We start from the raw sequence: 16,979 nt of genomic DNA, 5'->3' as shown, positions 1-16,979 counted from the left end.
CTACTCGTTCGCCCTTCGGACAACTTCCGGGGTCGCCGACAGCGAGATCCAACTATTGAGTCGGTCACCAGGCGGCGCTCGGCCAACTACTGCGGTTGAGTTCGACTCAGGCGTGGCCCCGCCGGCGAATGAGGATGCATGACTCAACAACCACCCGATCGTGCGGCGGTCTCCAGATGCGCGTACCCTGATCCTAAGGGAGGTCCCGCATGTCGAATGCCCGGTTGACGCTCGCCTCACACGCACTGTGTTGGCTCGAGTATTGGCGCCGTGAGGGCAAGGAGTTCCTCACGTCCGACAAGCTCGCCAAGAGCCTGGGAAGTAACCCGGTCTCGGTCCGCAAGGTCCTTGGCAGAGTTCGAGACGCCGGAATCTTGCGCACCGGACGTGGTCCGGGATCGGGCTGGGCGTTGGCGCGGCCCGCTTCGGAGATCACACTTTTGGACCTGCATACCGCTCTGGGCCTGTCAGGACCCTTCGGCCTCCACACCTCACCCCCGGACTTCAGTTGCCCGGTGGGCGGCGGCATCAGCCAGACACTGACAGCCGTCTATGGTCTGGCTGAACTGCGTATGGCCGAAGTGCTCAACGAGGTCACTATCGAACTCATGCTCGAAGACATTCTTCGAGTCAACCAAGGTGGCGAGTCACGGGCTGCCCGGATTCTTGAGCAAGAATCCGGGCAGCCGGGGCTCGCCTCGCTGCTTGGCTAGGACCGTCGGGTCAAGGTCGCGGTCAGATTGTCGGGGATGAAGAAGCCCCCCTCCGCGACCGACAAGGGTTCCTCGGAGAGCTGTAGGTCGAACTCACTCGTCAGGGCTGAGAGCGCCAGCGTTGCCGAGTGGATGGCGAACTGGCGCCCGATGCACATGCGCGGGCCTGTGCCGAACGGCTTGTAGATGTGCGCTGGGCGCCCCTTCACCTCCTCGGGCTGGAACCTGGAGGGACGGAACTCGTGTCGATCCGGTCCCCAGGCCTCGTCGTGGTGCAGAGCTCGGGTCAGCACCGCGGCCCACCCGCCCTTGGCCACCTGATGGACACCGCCGACAGTCGCGTCCTCCTTCGCGACCCGCAAGAACGCGGGCGTGGGCGGCCAGAGGCGCAACGTCTCGTCGATTACACGCCGCAGAGCACGCAGCTTGGGCACTTCAGCGAACGTGGGGTACTGACGTCCGACGACATCGGCACCCTCTTGCCTCACCTCCTCGAGGACCTCGGGGTGGGCGTAGAGGTACATCAACGCGAACGAGATCAGTGAGGCGGTCGTGCCGTACCCGGCCACCATGAAAGTCGTGATCTGGTAGCGCACGTTCTCCTCAGGGAGCGTCCGCCCTGTTTCCGGGTCCACGTTCGTCAACATCGCGTCCAACAGGTCGCGCTGCTCGCGGTTCGGGTTGGACTTGCGCTCTTCGATGACGGCGTCGACCGTCTGGTTCAGCAACTGCACCCAGCCCTCGAAGTCCGCCCGCCGCTGCTCCTGCAGATCGGGGGGCAACACGCTGAACATCAGCGCCTCGACCATGGCATCGACGTAGGGGTGGCGGCCGGCCTCAGGCCCCATCGTCCCGAAGTCGTAGCCGAACCCGGCCCGCCCAATGATGTCGAGCGAGAGCTTCGTGGCCTCACTGCCCACGTCGACAGGTTCGCGCTGCTCGCGCCAGTAGTCGATGAACTGTTCCACCGACTCCCGCATCGGTTCGTGGTAGCGGGCCAGGGCCTCCTTCGAGAACGCCGGCACCAGAATCCGGTGGGCAAGGCCCCAGTTCTCTTCGTCGTTGCGGGCGGTGAAGAGACCATCTCCGGTAATCGGCCTGAATGCTTCCATTCCGAAGCCCGCGAATTTCTCGAACCGACTGTCGTCGAACAGGTCCTTGCACACCTCCGACCCCGAGGCGACGACCATTCCGAATCCCGGCGCCTGGGTCTCGAAGATCGGCCCCAGTTCCTGAGACCAACTGAACAGCTTCTGCATCGGCTTTACGAAATCTGAGTTGGGAGCGTCGAGCAGCTCCGGGTCTCTGCCCGCAGGGTGCGGGATCGTTCCCAGGCTCCATTCTTCGAGCATCAATCTTCTCCTCTTCGTTGGTCAGCGATCGCGTTCGCTGAAGCTCGCTTCGGCCAAAAGGTCGGCTCCGCCCAGTTCGGCGTGCTGGCGGAGCAGGCGGGCAAGCCGAGCCATGCGTACGGCCATGCGCCGCAGCATCTCCATCCCCTCGGTGTCCTCGAGCACCTCACCCGCGGCGTCGCCGAAGAGCACGGCCGGAAATCCCGCGCCCGGCAGGATCATTCGGTTGAGCAGGAGGTGCTGAAGCAGATAGTTGTACGTCTCGACGTGGGAGTAGCGCCGGCCCGTGACGAACGCACCGCCCACCTTGTTGGTCAGCACCCTGTCGAAGCGCAGGTGTCCGGTACCGATGCGCTCGATGAAGGTCGGCAACGTGGGGCTGGGCCCGAACCCGTGCACCGGGGCCGAGAAGATGACCCCGTCGCAGGCAGCGAGCTTCGGGATCAGCCCGGGAAGCGCGTCGTCGACCTCACACGGCGAACTGCGGAAATTGCAGTCACCGCACGCTCCGCACGGGCGCAGATCCATATCCCACACATTGACGACCTCGAGTTCCACGCCTTCCCCGGCGAGAACTGCCTCGAGGAACCGGTAGGCGTGAGCCCCGTTACCGTCAGCTCTCTCGGACCCGTTGATCCCGAAGAACTTGATCCGTCCACCTTGCTCGGCCATAGCCGCAAGCATGTGGACCCTCAGTAAGGTATCGGTTAACCGCTCGGCCGGCGTTCGCTCTCGCCGTTGACCCTGGCGGGAGACTGTCGGACCAGGAGGCAATGATGCACGTCGTGTTCTATAGGAACCTCAATCTCGGTCACGCCGGGTCGCCGAACCGGGAGCAGCTGGAGGGTGCGCTCAAGCGGGGCGGTGCCTCGCACGTGAAGTCCTTCCAAACGAATGGGACGGTGTTGATCAAGTCCGAGGACCCCGAGGGCGTTGTGGCTGCGGCAGCAAGCGAGTTGGCCGCCACGGCGGGGTACGACGACGCGGCCATCGTGAGGCCGCTGGCGGACCTCGAGGAGCTGCTGGCGCTGGGGGTGTTCGAGAAGCACGAATCCCCCCACACGTACCGCGAAACCGTGACTTTCTTCCAGGGCGGCACGAAGCCGAGCTGGTCGACGCCGTGGACCAACGCCAAGGACGACGTCGACGTGCTGCATGTCGGAGACGGGATCGCCTTGAGCCTGATCCGCAAACCCCGCAACTCCGCGGGGAGTCCCACCTTCGAACTGGAGCGGGCCACTGGTGGCGTGGCGACGACGAGGAACCGAGGCTCTATCGACCGGCTGTTGAAGGCTGCAGCGACTTGGAAGTAGTCCTTCCTACGTTCTGCCTGCTCGCGTGCCCCGCGCTGCGCCAGGCGAATGCGTGGTCGACGAGACTCGACGAAGACCTGGCGACGAAGTTCGCCGACCACCGCGATGCCGAAGCGTTCCTGACGTCCAGATGGCTGACAAGTGAAGCTGCCGGCCGAGTGCTCAACGTTCCGACTCCACAGGTTCTGATCACGCGGGAATGCACTCAGTGCGGGTCGACGTCGCATGGGCGGCCGCGAAGCGGCGAGGCGTGGTTGTCGGCATCACGGCGCCGGGACCTGGTCGCCGCGGCGGCCAGCGGTGTCCCGGTCGCTGTGGATCTGGAGCCGATACGGGCAGGAGCAGATGTTCCAGACTCCGGCTTGACCCGCCGGGAACGCGATGCGGACTCCCTGGGCCGGCTCCGTCTGTGGACCCGCAAGGAGTGTCTGGTGAAGCTGGGGCTGTGCAGCCTCGACGACTTCGGGACGGTCAGCGCCGGGGCACCCCATATGGACAGCGTGCAGGTCGGGGCCGTACACCTGAGCTCACACCTAGTGTGGCCACGGACGGGACAGCCCCACCTGGTGACCGTCGCCTCCTTGGGCCGACGGCCCCCCACCCCAGCCTTCGTATCCCACCGGGATGGGGCGCCGACCAGCCTCAACCGACGCGGGCCGACGGGTCGAACCGGATAGGCAACGACGTGAGCCGGTGCACGGTGATGGAGTTCAGCCACACCAGGTCCTCGGCTCGAGCATCAAGCCTCAAGCCCTCGAGCCGGTCCAGCGTACGGCGGAACGCGACCTCTCCTTCCAGCCTCGCCAACGGCGCGCCCAGGCAGAAGTGAGTCGCCTTGCCGAAGCTCAGGTGCGGGTTCGGCTTCCTGGCCACGTCCAGTCGGGCAGGGCACTGGATCACCGCTTCGTCGTGATTGGCCGTGGGCAGCGCGATCGCCACGTGCTCACCCGGTGCGATCGTGGCATCACCGATGCTGACCTCTGAACGCGCGAAACGGTAGGTGACGGCCGAGACCGGGGAGTCGAATCGCAACAGCTCCTCCACGAGCAGCGCTGTCGACTTGTCGTCACGGTGTGCCAAGGCCCGGCTGAGCTGCTCGGGGTGACTCAACAGCGCCAACAGGCCGTTGGCCAACAGGTTGACCGTCGTCTCATAGCCGGCAGACAGGAAGAGGAACGTGTTCGAGCGAGCCTCGACCTCCGTGAGCCGGCCCTCGTCGACGGCGCGAGCCATGGTCGTCATCACGTCCTCGCGCGGCTCTACCCGGCGCCTGGCCAGCAGTTCACCGGAGAAGTCGTAGAACCAAGTACCAGCGGTGAAGATAGCGCTCTGGTCAAGGTCGTTTCCGACCCCAGTGATGACCGAAGCGTTGGCCTCGAAGTCCTCCTGATCGGCCTCCTCGACACCCAGAATCCGACTGATCACCGCGATCGGCAGCGGCAACGCGACCGACGTCACGTAGTCGGTTCTTCCCGCTTCGATGAACGTGTCGATGAGTCCGTCGACAAAGGTGGTCATCCACGGTCGAAGGGGCTCCACGTTCTTACGTATGAAGGCATCGTTCAACACGCTCTTCATGCGCCGGTGATCCTCGTCGTCGGCGAACAGAATGTGCTGTGCGAGCGGGAAGTCACCCGCCAAAGACAGAAATCGTCTAATCGTCGGATCGGCGGCGTCGGCGCTGCGGACCAGGTCACGGTTCGCGAACACGGCCTCGACCGCCTCCTGTCCGACGGCGAGCCAGCTGGGCATCCCGTCCGGGAGGATCACGCGCACACACCCCTCAGTGACCCCCGTCTTGGCGTAGATGGTCTGGGGCGAGGCAAAGTCGGTGCTCTCAAGCTTGACGACAGTCGGCTGCTCGGTCATTCGTCCCTCCAGTTCGCATGTGGCGACCACCGTCGCAACATGCGGTTATGCCCTGAGAAGCGAGCACAGACCGTCGTTAACCGTAGCTCGCATCGTGCGGTCTGACACTGGCAGGACGAGACGACTCGAAGGGATCTCATATGCGCGAAAACATGGACGTCGGCCGGGCGAACGCATGCCGCATCTACGACACACTCATCGGAGGTGGCAATCTCTCCGAGGCTGACCGCTCGGCCTACGGGCGCCTCTTGGAGATCAATCCAGGGACCCCGTTCGTGGCACGGGAGAACCGTGACTTCATGCTCAGAGCCTGCCGGACCCTGGCCAGCAAGTACGGGGTGCGACAGTTCCTGGACCTGGGCTGTTCCTTCCCCACCCTCGACACGCCCAACCTGCACGAGGTAATCGCCGAGCACCGGCCGGAGGCGCGGGTGCTGTACGTCGATGTCGAGACCGAGGTGGAACAAGCCTGGGAACCTCATATTGAAGGGCTCTCGTCTGTGGGCTTCATCCACGGCAACGTGTCCGATCCCCATGGCACCCTCGAGGCCGCGCGGGCGGTCGGCGTGCTGAACTTCGACGAACCGATCGCCATCGTCTTGACCGGCGTCCTCCCGTTCGTACCCACCGACACCGACCCCTGGGCGGCCGTATCGGCGTTCCGAGATGCTTGCGTCGACGGCAGTCACCTCGTGCTGTCGCATGCCCTGACCTCGGAGGACTGGCCCGCCGGAGCAGAAGAAGTGCTCAGCATGTACCGCGAGCAGATCCAGCCGATGTTCCCCCGACTCGAGCGTGACGTACTGCGCTTCTTCGACGGATACCGCCTCCTCGAGCCGGGCCTCGTCTCTACCCCCGCGTGGCGGCCCGACACCCCGCCGGATCCAGACCTCGTGGCGTTCAAGCGTGCGGTCGCGGCCGTCGGGATCAAGGAGCCCTGCCCACGGTAGAAGCCGCACACAGTGACGAAGGCATGCGCGGATCCCCTCCCGCGCATGCCTTCGTATATTTACGTGCGCCCAGTTGTTGGCCAGAAAGCTTGTTGATCTGGAGCTTGGTATGCATGGCAGATGATCGGACGATGCTGCCCCTCGACGGAGCGGCCGGCTCCCACGCGAGCGCCGGCGGCGTTGTCTACGCGCGTGTTGTGAGTGCGGACCATCCCGCCATCGCGCCCGTGACGATGCTTTCCAGTTCGGCGAGCGTTGCACCGTCGCGAGCTTGGATCGACAGGCCTTGCACGATGGTGGCGTAGTAGCGTGCGACGGCGTCGACGTCGCATTCGCTCGCGTCGAGCTCGCCTTCGTCGATCCCGCGTCGCAGCCGGTCTCTGATCGCGGATAATTGCGAGCGACGGATGTCGGCCAGGAACTCGCGGATGGGTTCGTTCTCGATCGCGCCAGTGGGCGCGGCGAGGATGAGCATGCAGTAATGCGGGGCGTCAGGTCGCGTGATCTGGTCGACGGTCGCCCGCAGCATGGCGTGGATCGCCTCGCGCGCCGTCGAGTGCTCGTCGAGTGCGTTCCGCGGCGGTGCGCCGGCGGTCGCCCCGTAGCGTTCCATGACCTGGCGGAAGAGGCTCTCCTTGCTTCCGAAGTAGGCGTAGATGCTCGCCGAGGCGATCCCCATCGCCCGAGTCAACTCGCTGATCGATGTGCCCTCGTAGCCGCGCTCCCAGAACACCTCGAGCGCCCGCTGCAAGGCAGCGTCAGGGTCGAACGTGAGCGGCCGCCCGCGACTGGCCATATCTGTGCGCCTCCGTGATTTGTTTGCCGTTCGACCAACATTAGCTTGACCGGCCCCGAGCTTCGTGACACGTTTTGTTTGTCAATCACTAAACAAAACGGATTGGATGGTCATGAGCATTCCTGCAACGATGCGCGCCCTACAGCAGTCGTCCTTCGACGGTCCCAAGGACCTCAAGCTGGTCCCCGATGCGCCAGTTCCGAACCCCGGTCCGGGCGAGGTGCTGATCCGAGTCGGCGCAGCGGGCGTCAACTTCGTCGACATCTCGCAGTCCCTTGGAGTGTTCGCGGGAGGCCCGCGGCCGCCATACCTGGCCGGCATCGAGGCAGCGGGCGAAGTCGTCGCGCTGGGCGAAGGTGTCTCCGACGTCGAGCTCGGCTCTCACGTCATCGGGGTGACAATCATGGGAGGAGCCTTCGCGGAGTACGCCGTCCTGACGGCAGCCAGCAGTGCACCGTTGCCGCCCGGCTGGACCGACGAACAGGCGCTGGGGATGGTCGTGTCCTGGCCGACCGCGTTGGCTGCGCTGAAGCCGCTCGGGCAAATCGAGGCGGGTCGCACGGTGCTGATCCATGCGGCCGCGGGTGGAACCGGCCAAGTGGCCGTGAAGCTGGCCAAGCACTACGGCGCGACGGTGGTCGCGGCGGCTTCCCCCGGGAAGCACGCAGTAATCAAGGAGCTGGGCGCGGACCACGTCCTCGACTCGGGCAGCAGCGACCTCGCCGCAGAAGTCCTTCGGCTCACCGGAGGCAATGGTGTCGACCTCGTACTGGAGTCAGTTGGCGGCGCGACCTTTGAGGCGAGCCTGGCAGCCACCAAGCGGATCACGGGCCGCGTCGTCGTGTTCGGCCTTGCAGGCGGCGATGCGTCGATCACGAACTGGGACCTCGTATACAAGCACCCAGTCCACCTCATCGGGCTGAACATCGGTATCCTGATCCAGTCCACGCCGCACATCTTCGGCGAGGTGATGGGAGAAATGTTCGGCCTCATCGCGGGCGGGGTCCTCAGTCCAGGGACTCCTACGGTGCACGAGTTGGCAGACGGCCCGCAGGCACTCCAGGATCTCGAAGCACGCAATACCGTCGGCAAAATGGCGCTCGCTCCTGCCGTATCGCTCTCGGCGTAGGCACAGACTGAGGGCGGACGAACCATTCCATGACGCAAAGAACGCGCCGCTGGCCCGGGAGGGCCGGCGGCGGCTCGCGGAGCGCTGGCGCGCACGCCCTATCGGGCACGTTGCCGCCGAGAGGGGAATCTCCCGCGCGCCCGCGGTTCCTGCTACCGCGCGGCTGCCGCTGACGCGATCGGCGAGTGTCGACACCAGCGGATCACCCCCTACACGCCGAGGCGCAACGGGACGATCGAGCGCCAAAACCGCATACTGGCCGAAGAGTTCCTCGACGCCCGCACCTGGCACTCCGAACAGGAGCGGGCGACCGCGGCGCTCGTCGTCTGGAACCGGCACTACAACTGCCACCGACCCCATGGCGCACACGACGGGCACCCGCCCGCGTCCACCATCCCGCGCCGCGTCAACAAGTAGTTGCCTCATACACCTAGTTGCCTCCCTGCGCGAATTCAGCCAATGCGGCTGACTTGAGGCGCAGGGCGACTCCCGCCGCAGTCGGATCGTCGTACAGCTCGCTCATCCGCAACGACACGCCCAGGTCCGAGCGGGCCGCGGCCGCGGTCCTGGCCAGGATCAAGGAGTGGCCACCCTCGTCGAACAGGTTCGCCGTACGCGACAACGAGCGTTGGAGGAGCATGTCCCACAGCTCCAAGACCCACTGTTCGAGCTCGGCCACATCGTCGTCCACCGCCGTCGAGACGTCAGTGCCGGCCGCCGGGGGCGACGAAGAGGCACTGGTTGTCGCGCCAGCTGCCGCGGCGGCGATGACGGCGTGTCTGTCGATCTTGCCGTTCGGGGTGAGCGGCATGGAGTCAGCGGTCACGGCCACCACATCTGGCCGGATCGCGCGTGGCATCTTCGAGAAGGCGCCGTGGAGCACGGTCGGGTCCGGGGACCCCTTGATCAGAAGGTAGACGCGCTCGCCGTCGCACGCCGCAGCGGCTGCTCCGACTCCCTCTACCGCGGACGCGATCGACTCATACTCCCCTAGCTCCACCCGGTGGCCCCGCACCTTGACCTGGTCGTCCGACCGTCCCAGGAACACGATCTGGCCGTCGACCACCTTCGCCCGGTCGCCGGTGTCGTACCAGCGAAGGCCCTCGGTCACGACGAACTTCTCGGCGGTGAGCGCGGGTTGTTCCCCGTACCCATGTGCCAGAGCCGGGCCACCGATCAACACGTGCCCGACCTCTCGGGGCGCCACCGGTTCGGTATGCGAGGAACTGACGAGACGCACAACGTATCCCGGCAAGGGTGTCCCGATGGGCGGGTCGGCGGCGAGGTCATCACGCAACCGGAACTGGGTCGCCCAGATCGTTGCTTCCGTCGGCCCGTACACATTGCGGGCGTCACGACTGCGGCGCACCACCTCCGTGGCCATGGACTGACTCAATCGCTCGCCCCCGACAACGACCCGGGCGATCTTCGACTCCGGGCCCCATCCCTCAGCAAAGAGTGCCGCCATCATGCTCGGCGTCCCGTGGACGACGTCGACATTGCCGCGACGGATCTCGGCTACCGCATCCGAGACTCCGCCAAGGCCGTGCCCACCCTCGGGGAAGACAATGCTCGCCCCACAGACCAGCGGAAGCAGGAGCTCATCGATGGAGATGTCGAACGTCGGGCTGGTCAGAGCCAACATTCGTTCACCGGCCCGTACGAACTCCGTCTTCGACGCAGCGCGGACATGTTCAGCCAGCGCTGAACGTCCCACCCAAACCGCCTTCGGCTCGCCGGTCGACCCCGATGTGAACATCGCATACGCATGCTCGAGGGGCCGGTTCGGGTCGGTCGACTCGACCGCGCCGTTCACGCGAGGTGTGACTCGTAGCCCGCCGGAAGAAGACCGGATCTCCACATCCGTCTGTGCCTTGATCCGAATGGCCTCGACGCGACTGCCTGGCAAGGAATCGCTGACCGGAACGTAGGCGACCCTCGCCGAGAGGCATCCGAGCAGGGCGACAACGAGATCAGGCCCATGGTCAGCGGTCACCAGCGCCGTCGCAGCACCACACTCGAGCAGTTCTGCCCGCAGGCGCGCAACCCGATCGGCGATCTCGGCATATGTGAGGCGAACCTGGCCTTGTGCGACAGCGACCTCGTCCCCCATCACCTCCACCGACTGGAGGAACAGCTCATCGACGTCGGCGGCGGCTTCGGCATTCACCGTGCCCAAGTCCGCCGCCGACCCCCGGCGTCCCAGATCACCTACGGCCCCACCGCGTGCCACATCGCTCAACGCCTGGACAAGGTCATGACCGAGCTGCTCGATGAACTGGGGGGTGAACATCGACTCCGCGTAGTCGATACGCAGTTCAACGTCCCCAATCGGAGTGTTCGACGCCGTCACCTGGAACGGAACCCTGGCCGTTTCGTTCATCACCGGGCGCGGCGTCATGCTCCCTCCACCCGCCAATGCCAGGGGCTGCGGGTCCGCGGCATCAGTGGTCACCAGCACGTTGTAGAGAGGATTCAGGCCACTCTCGCGGCGTGGCCGCAGGGCACGCACCAACGATGAGAAAGGAACCTCGTGCTCGAGGTTTCCACTGGCCGGGCCCGCCGCGACCCGCGCCAACGCGGCCGACACCGATTCCATCGGTTGGAGCTCGACCCGAATCGGCAGACTGTCTGCGAACGGGCCCACGGTCGAGGACAGCCGAGCAGATCTGCGTCCGGACACCGATAGACCTACGACCATGTCCCACTCTCCGCTGTAGCGGCCACACACAGCCGCCACCGCCAGCATCAACAAAGCCGACGGTCCAGCCGACTCCCGGCTCGCAGCTGTGATCGATTTCGCCCACGCCGCTTCGTCGACGCGGAAGGTGCGGTGGCCACCGCGAAACCGTGAGGCGTTGTTCCCCGCGGGTCGATCCGGCGGGAAGTGGGCCGGCATGGCCGAACCCAACTGCTCTCGCCACCAGGTCAGGGCCTGGTCGCTGGGTTCCACGTCAGTAGCGACCACTCCGGCCTGGACCAGGCCCCTGAACTGGTCGGATGTGTCGATGGATCCCCCGTTGTACCGCGCACAGACCTGTTCGGCCAGTGTGGCGATCGACTGACCGTCCGCCACCACATGGTGGGTCTTGACCACCAATGCCAACGACGTCGACAGGTCACCGTCGGGTGCGCGTGAGGCTGCGGTGGCTGCCTGCAGCACCCACGCCTTGGTGCACGGCCCGGTGTGGGGGTCGATCGGCTCCGACGCGATGCGGTGTGTCTCGGTGTCGAGGTCGACGTCGCGGACCACCTCGACCGCGGCTGCCGGCACCAGGTGTGACTCGATGCCCGCAACCGTGGCCCGATAAGCGGTGTTGAGCACCGGGTGAGCTTTCAGCGTCTCCTCGACAGCTCGCGCCAGCAGGTCCGTGTCGACCACACCGGTCACGTCGTACGCCGTCGTGATCGTGTAGGGACTCGACGGTGCTGCCTCGGCCTCGCTGGCGAGAATCGCCGCCTGGGTCGGAGTGACGGGCACTGCGGAGCCGGGATCGTCTAGCGTGGTTGTCGGTTCGATCCCGAACACGCTACGACGCTCGTCGAGCGGCTTGCTTTCCCACCGCTGCAGGAAGTCCATGCTGGTCTCTCCTAGGTAGTTGAAGTCGCTGACGGCCTCAGCCCTAATCTCGTTCGGATGTGAGTGGCCAAACCGGCCGGGTCCGTGGTGCAGAAGTAGTGATCACCGGTGGGTAGCACGGACAGGCTCACCGGGCTGCCCAACCGTCCCCACTCGACGTACCTGTCCTGGAAACCCTCGGTTGCTGGGTCTGCCCCGCCCACGACACAGTGGACGGGTACGTCCAGCGGTGCGGGAGGTTGGTCGAGGTCGGTGAGGTACATCCGGACCATCTCCTGCAGGTCGTGTCGCACAACCTTCAGGATGCGGGTGATGTCCGAGTCGTCCAGGACCCCGTCGAACCCGCCGAGACCGCGCATGTGTCCCAGCAGCAGCGCGTCGTCGCCATCCCTGACCAGCGCCATCGATGCGTGTGGGTCGCGATCCGGCAGCGCCGCTCCCATGAACACCGCGTCCAGGCGGATCCCATCCCGCCGCATCGCCCGGGCGAGCCGGTCTGCGGTCGCGCAGCCGGCGCACTGTGCGTACACAGCTGTCGGCATCGTCGGCAGCTGCCTGAGCTCCTCGACCACCTGGTCGGCCACCTGGCTGATGGGCTTCATGGCGGACCCGTCTGCCAGATCGTGGCCCGGCAGGTTCACAGACAAGACCTCCACGGCGTCGCCGAGCTGGTCGGCCAACGGCTGATAGGCGATCGCGTTCCCACCGCCGTAGGGCACGCACACCAAGCGAACCTTCGCGCTCGCGTCGCCGCCAGACAGACGTACCAATCGGTTGAGGTGGTTGGTGGAGCCGTCGGAGTCAAGGTAGTTCGCCAACTCTCGCACCGTGGGGTATCGGAACAGTGCGACGGTGGGCAGGTCCGGATCGATGAGGCGGGCCGCCTTTACCGCCTTGAAGGAGTCGCCCCCCAGAAGGAAGAAGTCGTCCACGGCGCTCTCCACCGGTGTGGACAACACGGCCGCCCACACCTTCGCGATGTGAGCCTCACGTTCGGTTCCCAGAGGCACCTGCTGCGCCGAAGCGGTGAGTTTCTCCGCCGTGTCGAACAGAACGCGTACCTGACCGCGGTCCAGCTTCCCACTCGCATTGAGAGGCATCGCCGTGACCCACCGAAACTCCGACGGAATCATGTATGAGGGCAGCTCGGTGACCAGCTTCTGCCTGACCGCCCGCATGTCTGGTCGCTGCTCGGACTCGAGGACTGCCACCAGCCGCTCGTCCAGGTCTGCCACGGAAAACACGACCGCAGAGGTGACCTGCCCGGACTTGACGACGGCGGCTTCGACGTCGCCCGGTTCGATCCGGAGCCCAGCCAGCTTGATCAGGAAGTCGCGGCGCCCCAGCAGTTCCAGCGTCAGCTCGTTGTTCCATCGAGCGATGTCGCCGGTGTCGTACCAAACCTCTCCGTCCTCGCGCGCCTGGAACTTCTCCTGCGTCAGGCCCTCGGCGCCCAAGTAACCAGAGGCCAACCCCACGCCACCCAGCAAGAGTCGTCCGGGGACACCGACGGGACACAGACGGCCCTGCTCGTCGACGACGATGCTCTTCTGATTGGCCATGGGGCGCCCGTAAGGGACCGCGTTCCACGTCGGGTCGACCTCGGTGACGCGGGTATAGGTCGAATGGATCGAGGCCTCTGTGGCACCCCCGAGGACATCGAACGTGGCATCACCGAAGAACGCCCACCACCGTGCCGGCATCGACAAGGGCGCCCAGTCGCCACCCAGAACAGCTGCGCGAAGCGGAGGAGGTTCTTGGCTCGCGTCTTGTTCGAGCTCGTCGAGGAAGGCCCCCAGCAGAGCGGGGGCTGAGTTCCAGACCGTGGCCTGTTCGTCGGCCGCGCGCTCGAGCCAGTGGGACGGGTCACGCCGGAACTCGGGATCCAGGATCACCGATGCCCCGCCGGCGCTGAGGATGCCGAAGCCCTCGAAGATCGACATGTCGAAGCCGGTGGAAGAGATAGCCAGGCATCGGTCCTCGCTGGTGAGGTCAAGACGCGCGGCAAGATCGTTGAGGTTGTTCACGATGCCGCGATGGCGAATCTGCACCCCCTTGGGCACCCCGGTCGAACCGGAGGTGAAGATGATGTACGCATGGGCATCAGGTTCGACGGCGCAAGGTTCGAAGCCAGCTCGTCCCCCCTGGTATACCCACGACTCGACAACCTCCACGCTGGTGAACTCTGCAACGGGCTTGGCAGCCTCCCGGATCTGGTCGAGTCGCTCGGCGGCCATGTCGTGCGCCACCGGCACGAAGGCTGCTCCTGTCATCGAGGTGGCCAAGCAGGCCACGAGATACTCCCGGCCGGGAGGAAGCGCAACCAGGACCGTCTTCGCAGGGCCCGCCCCTTCCTTGACCAGCCGAGCAGCGACCGCGGTCGCATCCGTGACGAGCTCCTTGTAGGTGACGACGACACCGCCGGGCAGCAGAAGGGCCGGGGCGTCCGGGCGGGTCTCAGCCTGTGCCAGCACCAGGTCGTGCAGGGTTTCGGCGCCCGAGAACTCCTCGTCGGTCGCGTTGATGGCGGCCAGCGTCTGTGCTTCCGCGGGGCTGATGGTAGGTAGCTCGCCGATGGCCCGCGACGGGTCCTCGCAGGCGACTTTCAGGCAGTGGTCGATCGCGGACAGCAGGGCCTCGACCCGGCTGGAGGTGAACAAGTCGGTGTCGTACTGGACGTGTACCCGGGTGTCGCTGGCCTGGTTCCGGACACTGATCAACAGCTCGTACTTCGCCGCATGGGAGTTCACGTTGTCGTCCAACGTGGTCGTACACCCCTCGAATACGAACGCGCTCCCGGGGGTGTTGTCCTGCTGGAACAACACCGCTGTCAGCGCCTTCCCGGTTCCGTCGCCGCTGAGACCCAGGCGCGTCACGACCTCGTCGAACGGCGCGTTCGCTCGCTCCTGGGCCCGGCTGACGGTGCCCTTCACCTGCTCCACCAGCTCAGCGAAACTCATCTGTGCCGGCACCTCGGCGTCCAGCACCAGCGTCTTGACGAAGAATCCGATGAGCCCGGCCAGTTCTTCGGAATCGCGGCCCGCGGCACTTGTGCCGAACACGAACTCGTCCTCGCCGCCATGCACCCGAGCCAGCACCAGGAACGCTGCCAAGGTGACCATGAATGGCGAAGCGCTCAACGTGCGAGCGCAGTCCTGGATCGCTCGGGTCCGTGCACTCCCCAACCAGAGTGCTCGCTCATCACCGCCGAACGAACTCTGCGCTGGCCGCTGCTTGTCCGGCACGAAGCGCAACGCCGCTTTCCCCTGGGCGCGCGATACGAAATGCGCGACTCCGTCACCGTCGCCGCTGCCCGCCTCGACGCTGCCCAAGTTCAAGTAGTCGACCGCGATACGCCGAAGTTGCGGCTCTTCACCGCGAAGAAGAGCGGCGTAGGTCGTGGCCAACTCGCTGGCGAAGATGCCCATGGACCACTGGTCACACGCGATGTGGTGGATCGTCAGCAACAGCTTGTGCCGCATGGGACCGAGCGAGATCAACGTCGCCCGGAACGGAAGATCCTCGGTGAGGTCGAAGGTGGTCGCGATCTCGGCAGCGATGATGCTCTCGGCCTGAACCTCACGCAGTTCAGCTTTGGACTCTGCTAACGACCTGACCGTGAGCACGGAGGCCGGCGCTGGCTGCAAGACCTGAGTCAGGTCGCCATCGGCGTCGGTGAAGGTCGTGCGGAATGCGACGTGCCGTTCCACCAACGCCGCCAGCGCTCTGTCGAGCACCCCCACGTCCAACGGCCCCTCCACGTCGTGGAGCACGGGGACCGTGAACGCAACGTTCCCGCTGAGCTCGTTGGCCACCCACAGTCCTTGCTGCGCAACAGTGGCCGGAGCGCGCGTTCCAGGTGCACCTGGTCGAATGTGTGTATCAGAGTGCTGTGCCTGCGATCGGGCTCGCTGGGCACGCTCTTCCAATCGCTTTCGTAGGCTCTCTGCCATGACTCCTCCTCGACAACGCACCGACGGTCACACGGTCGAGTAAGGAATGGGCAAGGCTGAGCCTGAACGGCTTACCGTTGCCTAACCTGCTCCATCCACGCTTCCCGGGTGGCCGGTAGGAAATACTCAGATCACGTCGATGTAGCGATCGTCGGTGCGCGGTGTGCCGGCGCCAGCCTCGCCATACATCTGGCCCGCGCAGGCCTGTCGGTGGTGGTCATCGACCGCGCCAAGCGCGGAAGCGACAAGCTCTCAACCTTGTACATCCACCAGCCGGGAGTACAGCAGCTTCGAAACCTCGGGGTATCGATGGGCGACACGTTAGCGGGAGCGCCGGCCATGGACACGCTCACGTTCCGCGCCGAGGGCGTGGAACTGCAGGGCAGGGGGCCGGCGTGCGGTGACGGCAACGTCGCCTATGCCCCCCGTCGCTCGGACCTGGATGAGTTGTTGTGCACTCAAGCAGAGGCCGCTGGCGCGACCGTTGTCCATGAAGCCCGCGCGACCGGCCTGCTCGCTGACGAGGATCGAATCACGGGGATCTGCTTCCGCACCTCCGAAGGCGATCAGCTGTTGGGTGCTCATCTGGTGGTGGGGGCGGACGGGCTGCGCTCAACGGTCGCAGAGAAGGTGCAAGCTCGCACCTACCTGGAACGGCCCAAGGCCTCGATCTGCTATTACGGGTTCTTCGAAGGGTTGGACGACCCGTTCTCCCAGTTCCAAGGCGGGCGGCGCTGGGTCGGAGTGATCCCTACCGCCGGTGCGCACCTGGTCGCCGCCTATCTGCCCCAAGGCGAGTTCACCACCGCGAAGGCCAACCCCCAGGCCGCCTTCCTCCAGACCCTCGCCGAGGTGGACGCCCGTCTGTACGCGAAAGTCATGGACGCGAGGCAGGCCGAGCGACTCATTGGGATGGGTGACCAGCGCAACTATTACCGCGCCGCATCAGGCCCAGGGTGGGCGCTGATCGGGGATGCCGGACACCACAAGGATTCCTTGACCGCTCAAGGAATCACCGACGCCCTGGTGCAGTCGGCCATGCTCGCCGGCGAACTGGCCCAGGTCCCCATCGACGACTCTGACCGAGTCGACCAGGCCACGAGAGAGTTCGAACACAAGCGCGATGAAGAGTCCCTGGCTCGTTACTACTCCACCTTGGCCATCGCCCGATTGCAGCTGGATCCGGCTCGTAGAGCAATGCTCGAGGCGATCGCTCCGAGCCCACAACTGTGTGACCTGTACGCCTCAGCCGTGGCCGGGGTCACGACACCGGCCGAGTTCCACGCGCGCCTTGCCGAGCACGGCGTCGATTCAGACCGATGAA

General features: G+C 65.6%; 11 protein-coding genes and 1 pseudogene. 6 read left to right on the top strand and 6 right to left on the bottom strand.

All coding sequences use genetic code 11. The features are described 5' to 3' along the window. Nucleotides 1-209: 209 nt before the first annotated feature. Entirely contained in the window at nt 210-713 is a 504-nt protein-coding gene (locus ABT304_RS11665; protein WP_350715290.1) for an Rrf2 family transcriptional regulator, read from the top strand. On the opposite strand, the gene ABT304_RS11660 is transcribed toward ABT304_RS11665, so the two are convergent. Together ABT304_RS11660 and ABT304_RS11655 are read right to left on the bottom strand one after the other, a co-directional pair. Then, nucleotides 710-2,065, bottom strand: coding sequence for a cytochrome P450 (locus ABT304_RS11660; protein WP_350715288.1), 1,356 nt, complete (start codon nt 2,063-2,065; stop codon nt 710-712). The two genes, ABT304_RS11665 and ABT304_RS11660, sit on opposite strands and share 4 nt — an antisense overlap. A gap of 21 nt (nt 2,066-2,086) precedes the next feature. Beyond that, nucleotides 2,087-2,737 carry a flavodoxin family protein gene (locus ABT304_RS11655; RefSeq protein ID WP_350715287.1) on the bottom strand — a complete coding sequence of 217 codons (651 nt, stop codon included), beginning with the start codon at nt 2,735-2,737 and terminating at the stop codon, nt 2,087-2,089. 104 nt (nt 2,738-2,841) lie between these two features. Between ABT304_RS11655 and ABT304_RS11650 the strand changes: the two genes are divergently transcribed. Further along, nucleotides 2,842-3,378 carry a DUF1697 domain-containing protein gene (locus tag ABT304_RS11650; protein WP_350715285.1) on the top strand — a complete coding sequence of 179 codons (537 nt, stop codon included), beginning with the start codon at nt 2,842-2,844 and terminating at the stop codon, nt 3,376-3,378. Between the two features lie 642 nt (nt 3,379-4,020). On the opposite strand, the gene ABT304_RS11645 is transcribed toward ABT304_RS11650, so the two are convergent. After that, nucleotides 4,021-5,247: a cytochrome P450 gene (locus ABT304_RS11645; protein ID WP_350715283.1), complete on the bottom strand. Its 1,227-nt coding sequence runs from the start codon at nt 5,245-5,247 to the stop codon at nt 4,021-4,023. Between the two features lie 140 nt (nt 5,248-5,387). On the opposite strand from ABT304_RS11645, the gene ABT304_RS11640 reads away from it, so the two are divergent. Next, the gene (locus tag ABT304_RS11640) at nt 5,388-6,197 is read left to right on the top strand and encodes an SAM-dependent methyltransferase (protein ID WP_350715281.1); all 810 of its coding nucleotides are present in this window, start codon (nt 5,388-5,390) and stop codon (nt 6,195-6,197) included. A 184-nt stretch (nt 6,198-6,381) separates the two neighbouring features. Here ABT304_RS11640 and ABT304_RS11635 read toward each other — a convergent pair whose 3' ends face one another. Beyond that, the gene (locus tag ABT304_RS11635) at nt 6,382-6,993 is read right to left on the bottom strand and encodes a TetR/AcrR family transcriptional regulator (RefSeq protein WP_350715280.1); all 612 of its coding nucleotides are present in this window, start codon (nt 6,991-6,993) and stop codon (nt 6,382-6,384) included. A gap of 112 nt (nt 6,994-7,105) precedes the next feature. Between ABT304_RS11635 and ABT304_RS11630 the strand changes: the two genes are divergently transcribed. Together ABT304_RS11630 and ABT304_RS11625 are read left to right on the top strand one after the other, a co-directional pair. Further along, entirely contained in the window at nt 7,106-8,122 is a 1,017-nt protein-coding gene (locus tag ABT304_RS11630) for an NADPH:quinone oxidoreductase family protein (RefSeq protein WP_350715278.1), read from the top strand. Nucleotides 8,123-8,266: 144 nt separating this feature from the next. Further along, a pseudogene (locus ABT304_RS11625) lies at nt 8,267-8,556 on the top strand (integrase core domain-containing protein); the annotation flags it as partial. Here the strand turns inward: ABT304_RS11625 and ABT304_RS11620 are convergent. Further along, nucleotides 8,553-11,702, bottom strand: a complete 3,150-nt coding sequence (locus ABT304_RS11620) for an AMP-binding protein (protein WP_350715276.1) — start codon at nt 11,700-11,702, stop codon at nt 8,553-8,555. The pseudogene ABT304_RS11625 and the gene ABT304_RS11620 sit on opposite strands and share 4 nt — an antisense overlap. 11 nt (nt 11,703-11,713) lie before the next feature. After that, nucleotides 11,714-15,655, bottom strand: coding sequence for a non-ribosomal peptide synthetase (locus tag ABT304_RS11615; protein ID WP_350715275.1), 3,942 nt, complete (start codon nt 15,653-15,655; stop codon nt 11,714-11,716). A 108-nt stretch (nt 15,656-15,763) separates the two neighbouring features. Between ABT304_RS11615 and ABT304_RS11610 the strand changes: the two genes are divergently transcribed. Further along, entirely contained in the window at nt 15,764-16,978 is a 1,215-nt protein-coding gene (locus tag ABT304_RS11610; RefSeq protein ID WP_350715273.1) for an NAD(P)/FAD-dependent oxidoreductase, read from the top strand. Nucleotide 16,979 lies beyond the last annotated feature (1 nt).

It is taken from the genome of Nocardioides sp. NPDC000445 (genome assembly GCF_040300245.1).
In the GTDB taxonomy this organism is placed as follows: domain Bacteria; phylum Actinomycetota; class Actinomycetes; order Propionibacteriales; family Nocardioidaceae; genus Nocardioides.
The sequence above is the reverse complement of the archived record's forward strand: the minus strand, read 5'-3'. Positions and strand labels throughout refer to the sequence as shown.

What these genes read in the sequence shown, in the direction of transcription:
- ABT304_RS11665 (WP_350715290.1), top strand. Translation starts at nt 210, where the DNA reads ATGTCGAATGCCCGGTTGACGCTCGCCTCACACGCACTGTGTTGGCTC.
- ABT304_RS11660 (WP_350715288.1), bottom strand. Translation starts at nt 2,065, where the DNA reads ATGCTCGAAGAATGGAGCCTGGGAACGATCCCGCACCCTGCGGGCAGA.
- ABT304_RS11655 (WP_350715287.1), bottom strand. Translation starts at nt 2,737, where the DNA reads ATGGCCGAGCAAGGTGGACGGATCAAGTTCTTCGGGATCAACGGGTCC.
- ABT304_RS11650 (WP_350715285.1), top strand. Translation starts at nt 2,842, where the DNA reads ATGCACGTCGTGTTCTATAGGAACCTCAATCTCGGTCACGCCGGGTCG.
- ABT304_RS11645 (WP_350715283.1), bottom strand. Translation starts at nt 5,247, where the DNA reads ATGACCGAGCAGCCGACTGTCGTCAAGCTTGAGAGCACCGACTTTGCC.
- ABT304_RS11640 (WP_350715281.1), top strand. Translation starts at nt 5,388, where the DNA reads ATGCGCGAAAACATGGACGTCGGCCGGGCGAACGCATGCCGCATCTAC.
- ABT304_RS11635 (WP_350715280.1), bottom strand. Translation starts at nt 6,993, where the DNA reads ATGGCCAGTCGCGGGCGGCCGCTCACGTTCGACCCTGACGCTGCCTTG.
- ABT304_RS11630 (WP_350715278.1), top strand. Translation starts at nt 7,106, where the DNA reads ATGAGCATTCCTGCAACGATGCGCGCCCTACAGCAGTCGTCCTTCGAC.
- ABT304_RS11620 (WP_350715276.1), bottom strand. Translation starts at nt 11,702, where the DNA reads ATGGACTTCCTGCAGCGGTGGGAAAGCAAGCCGCTCGACGAGCGTCGT.
- ABT304_RS11615 (WP_350715275.1), bottom strand. Translation starts at nt 15,655, where the DNA reads ATGGCAGAGAGCCTACGAAAGCGATTGGAAGAGCGTGCCCAGCGAGCC.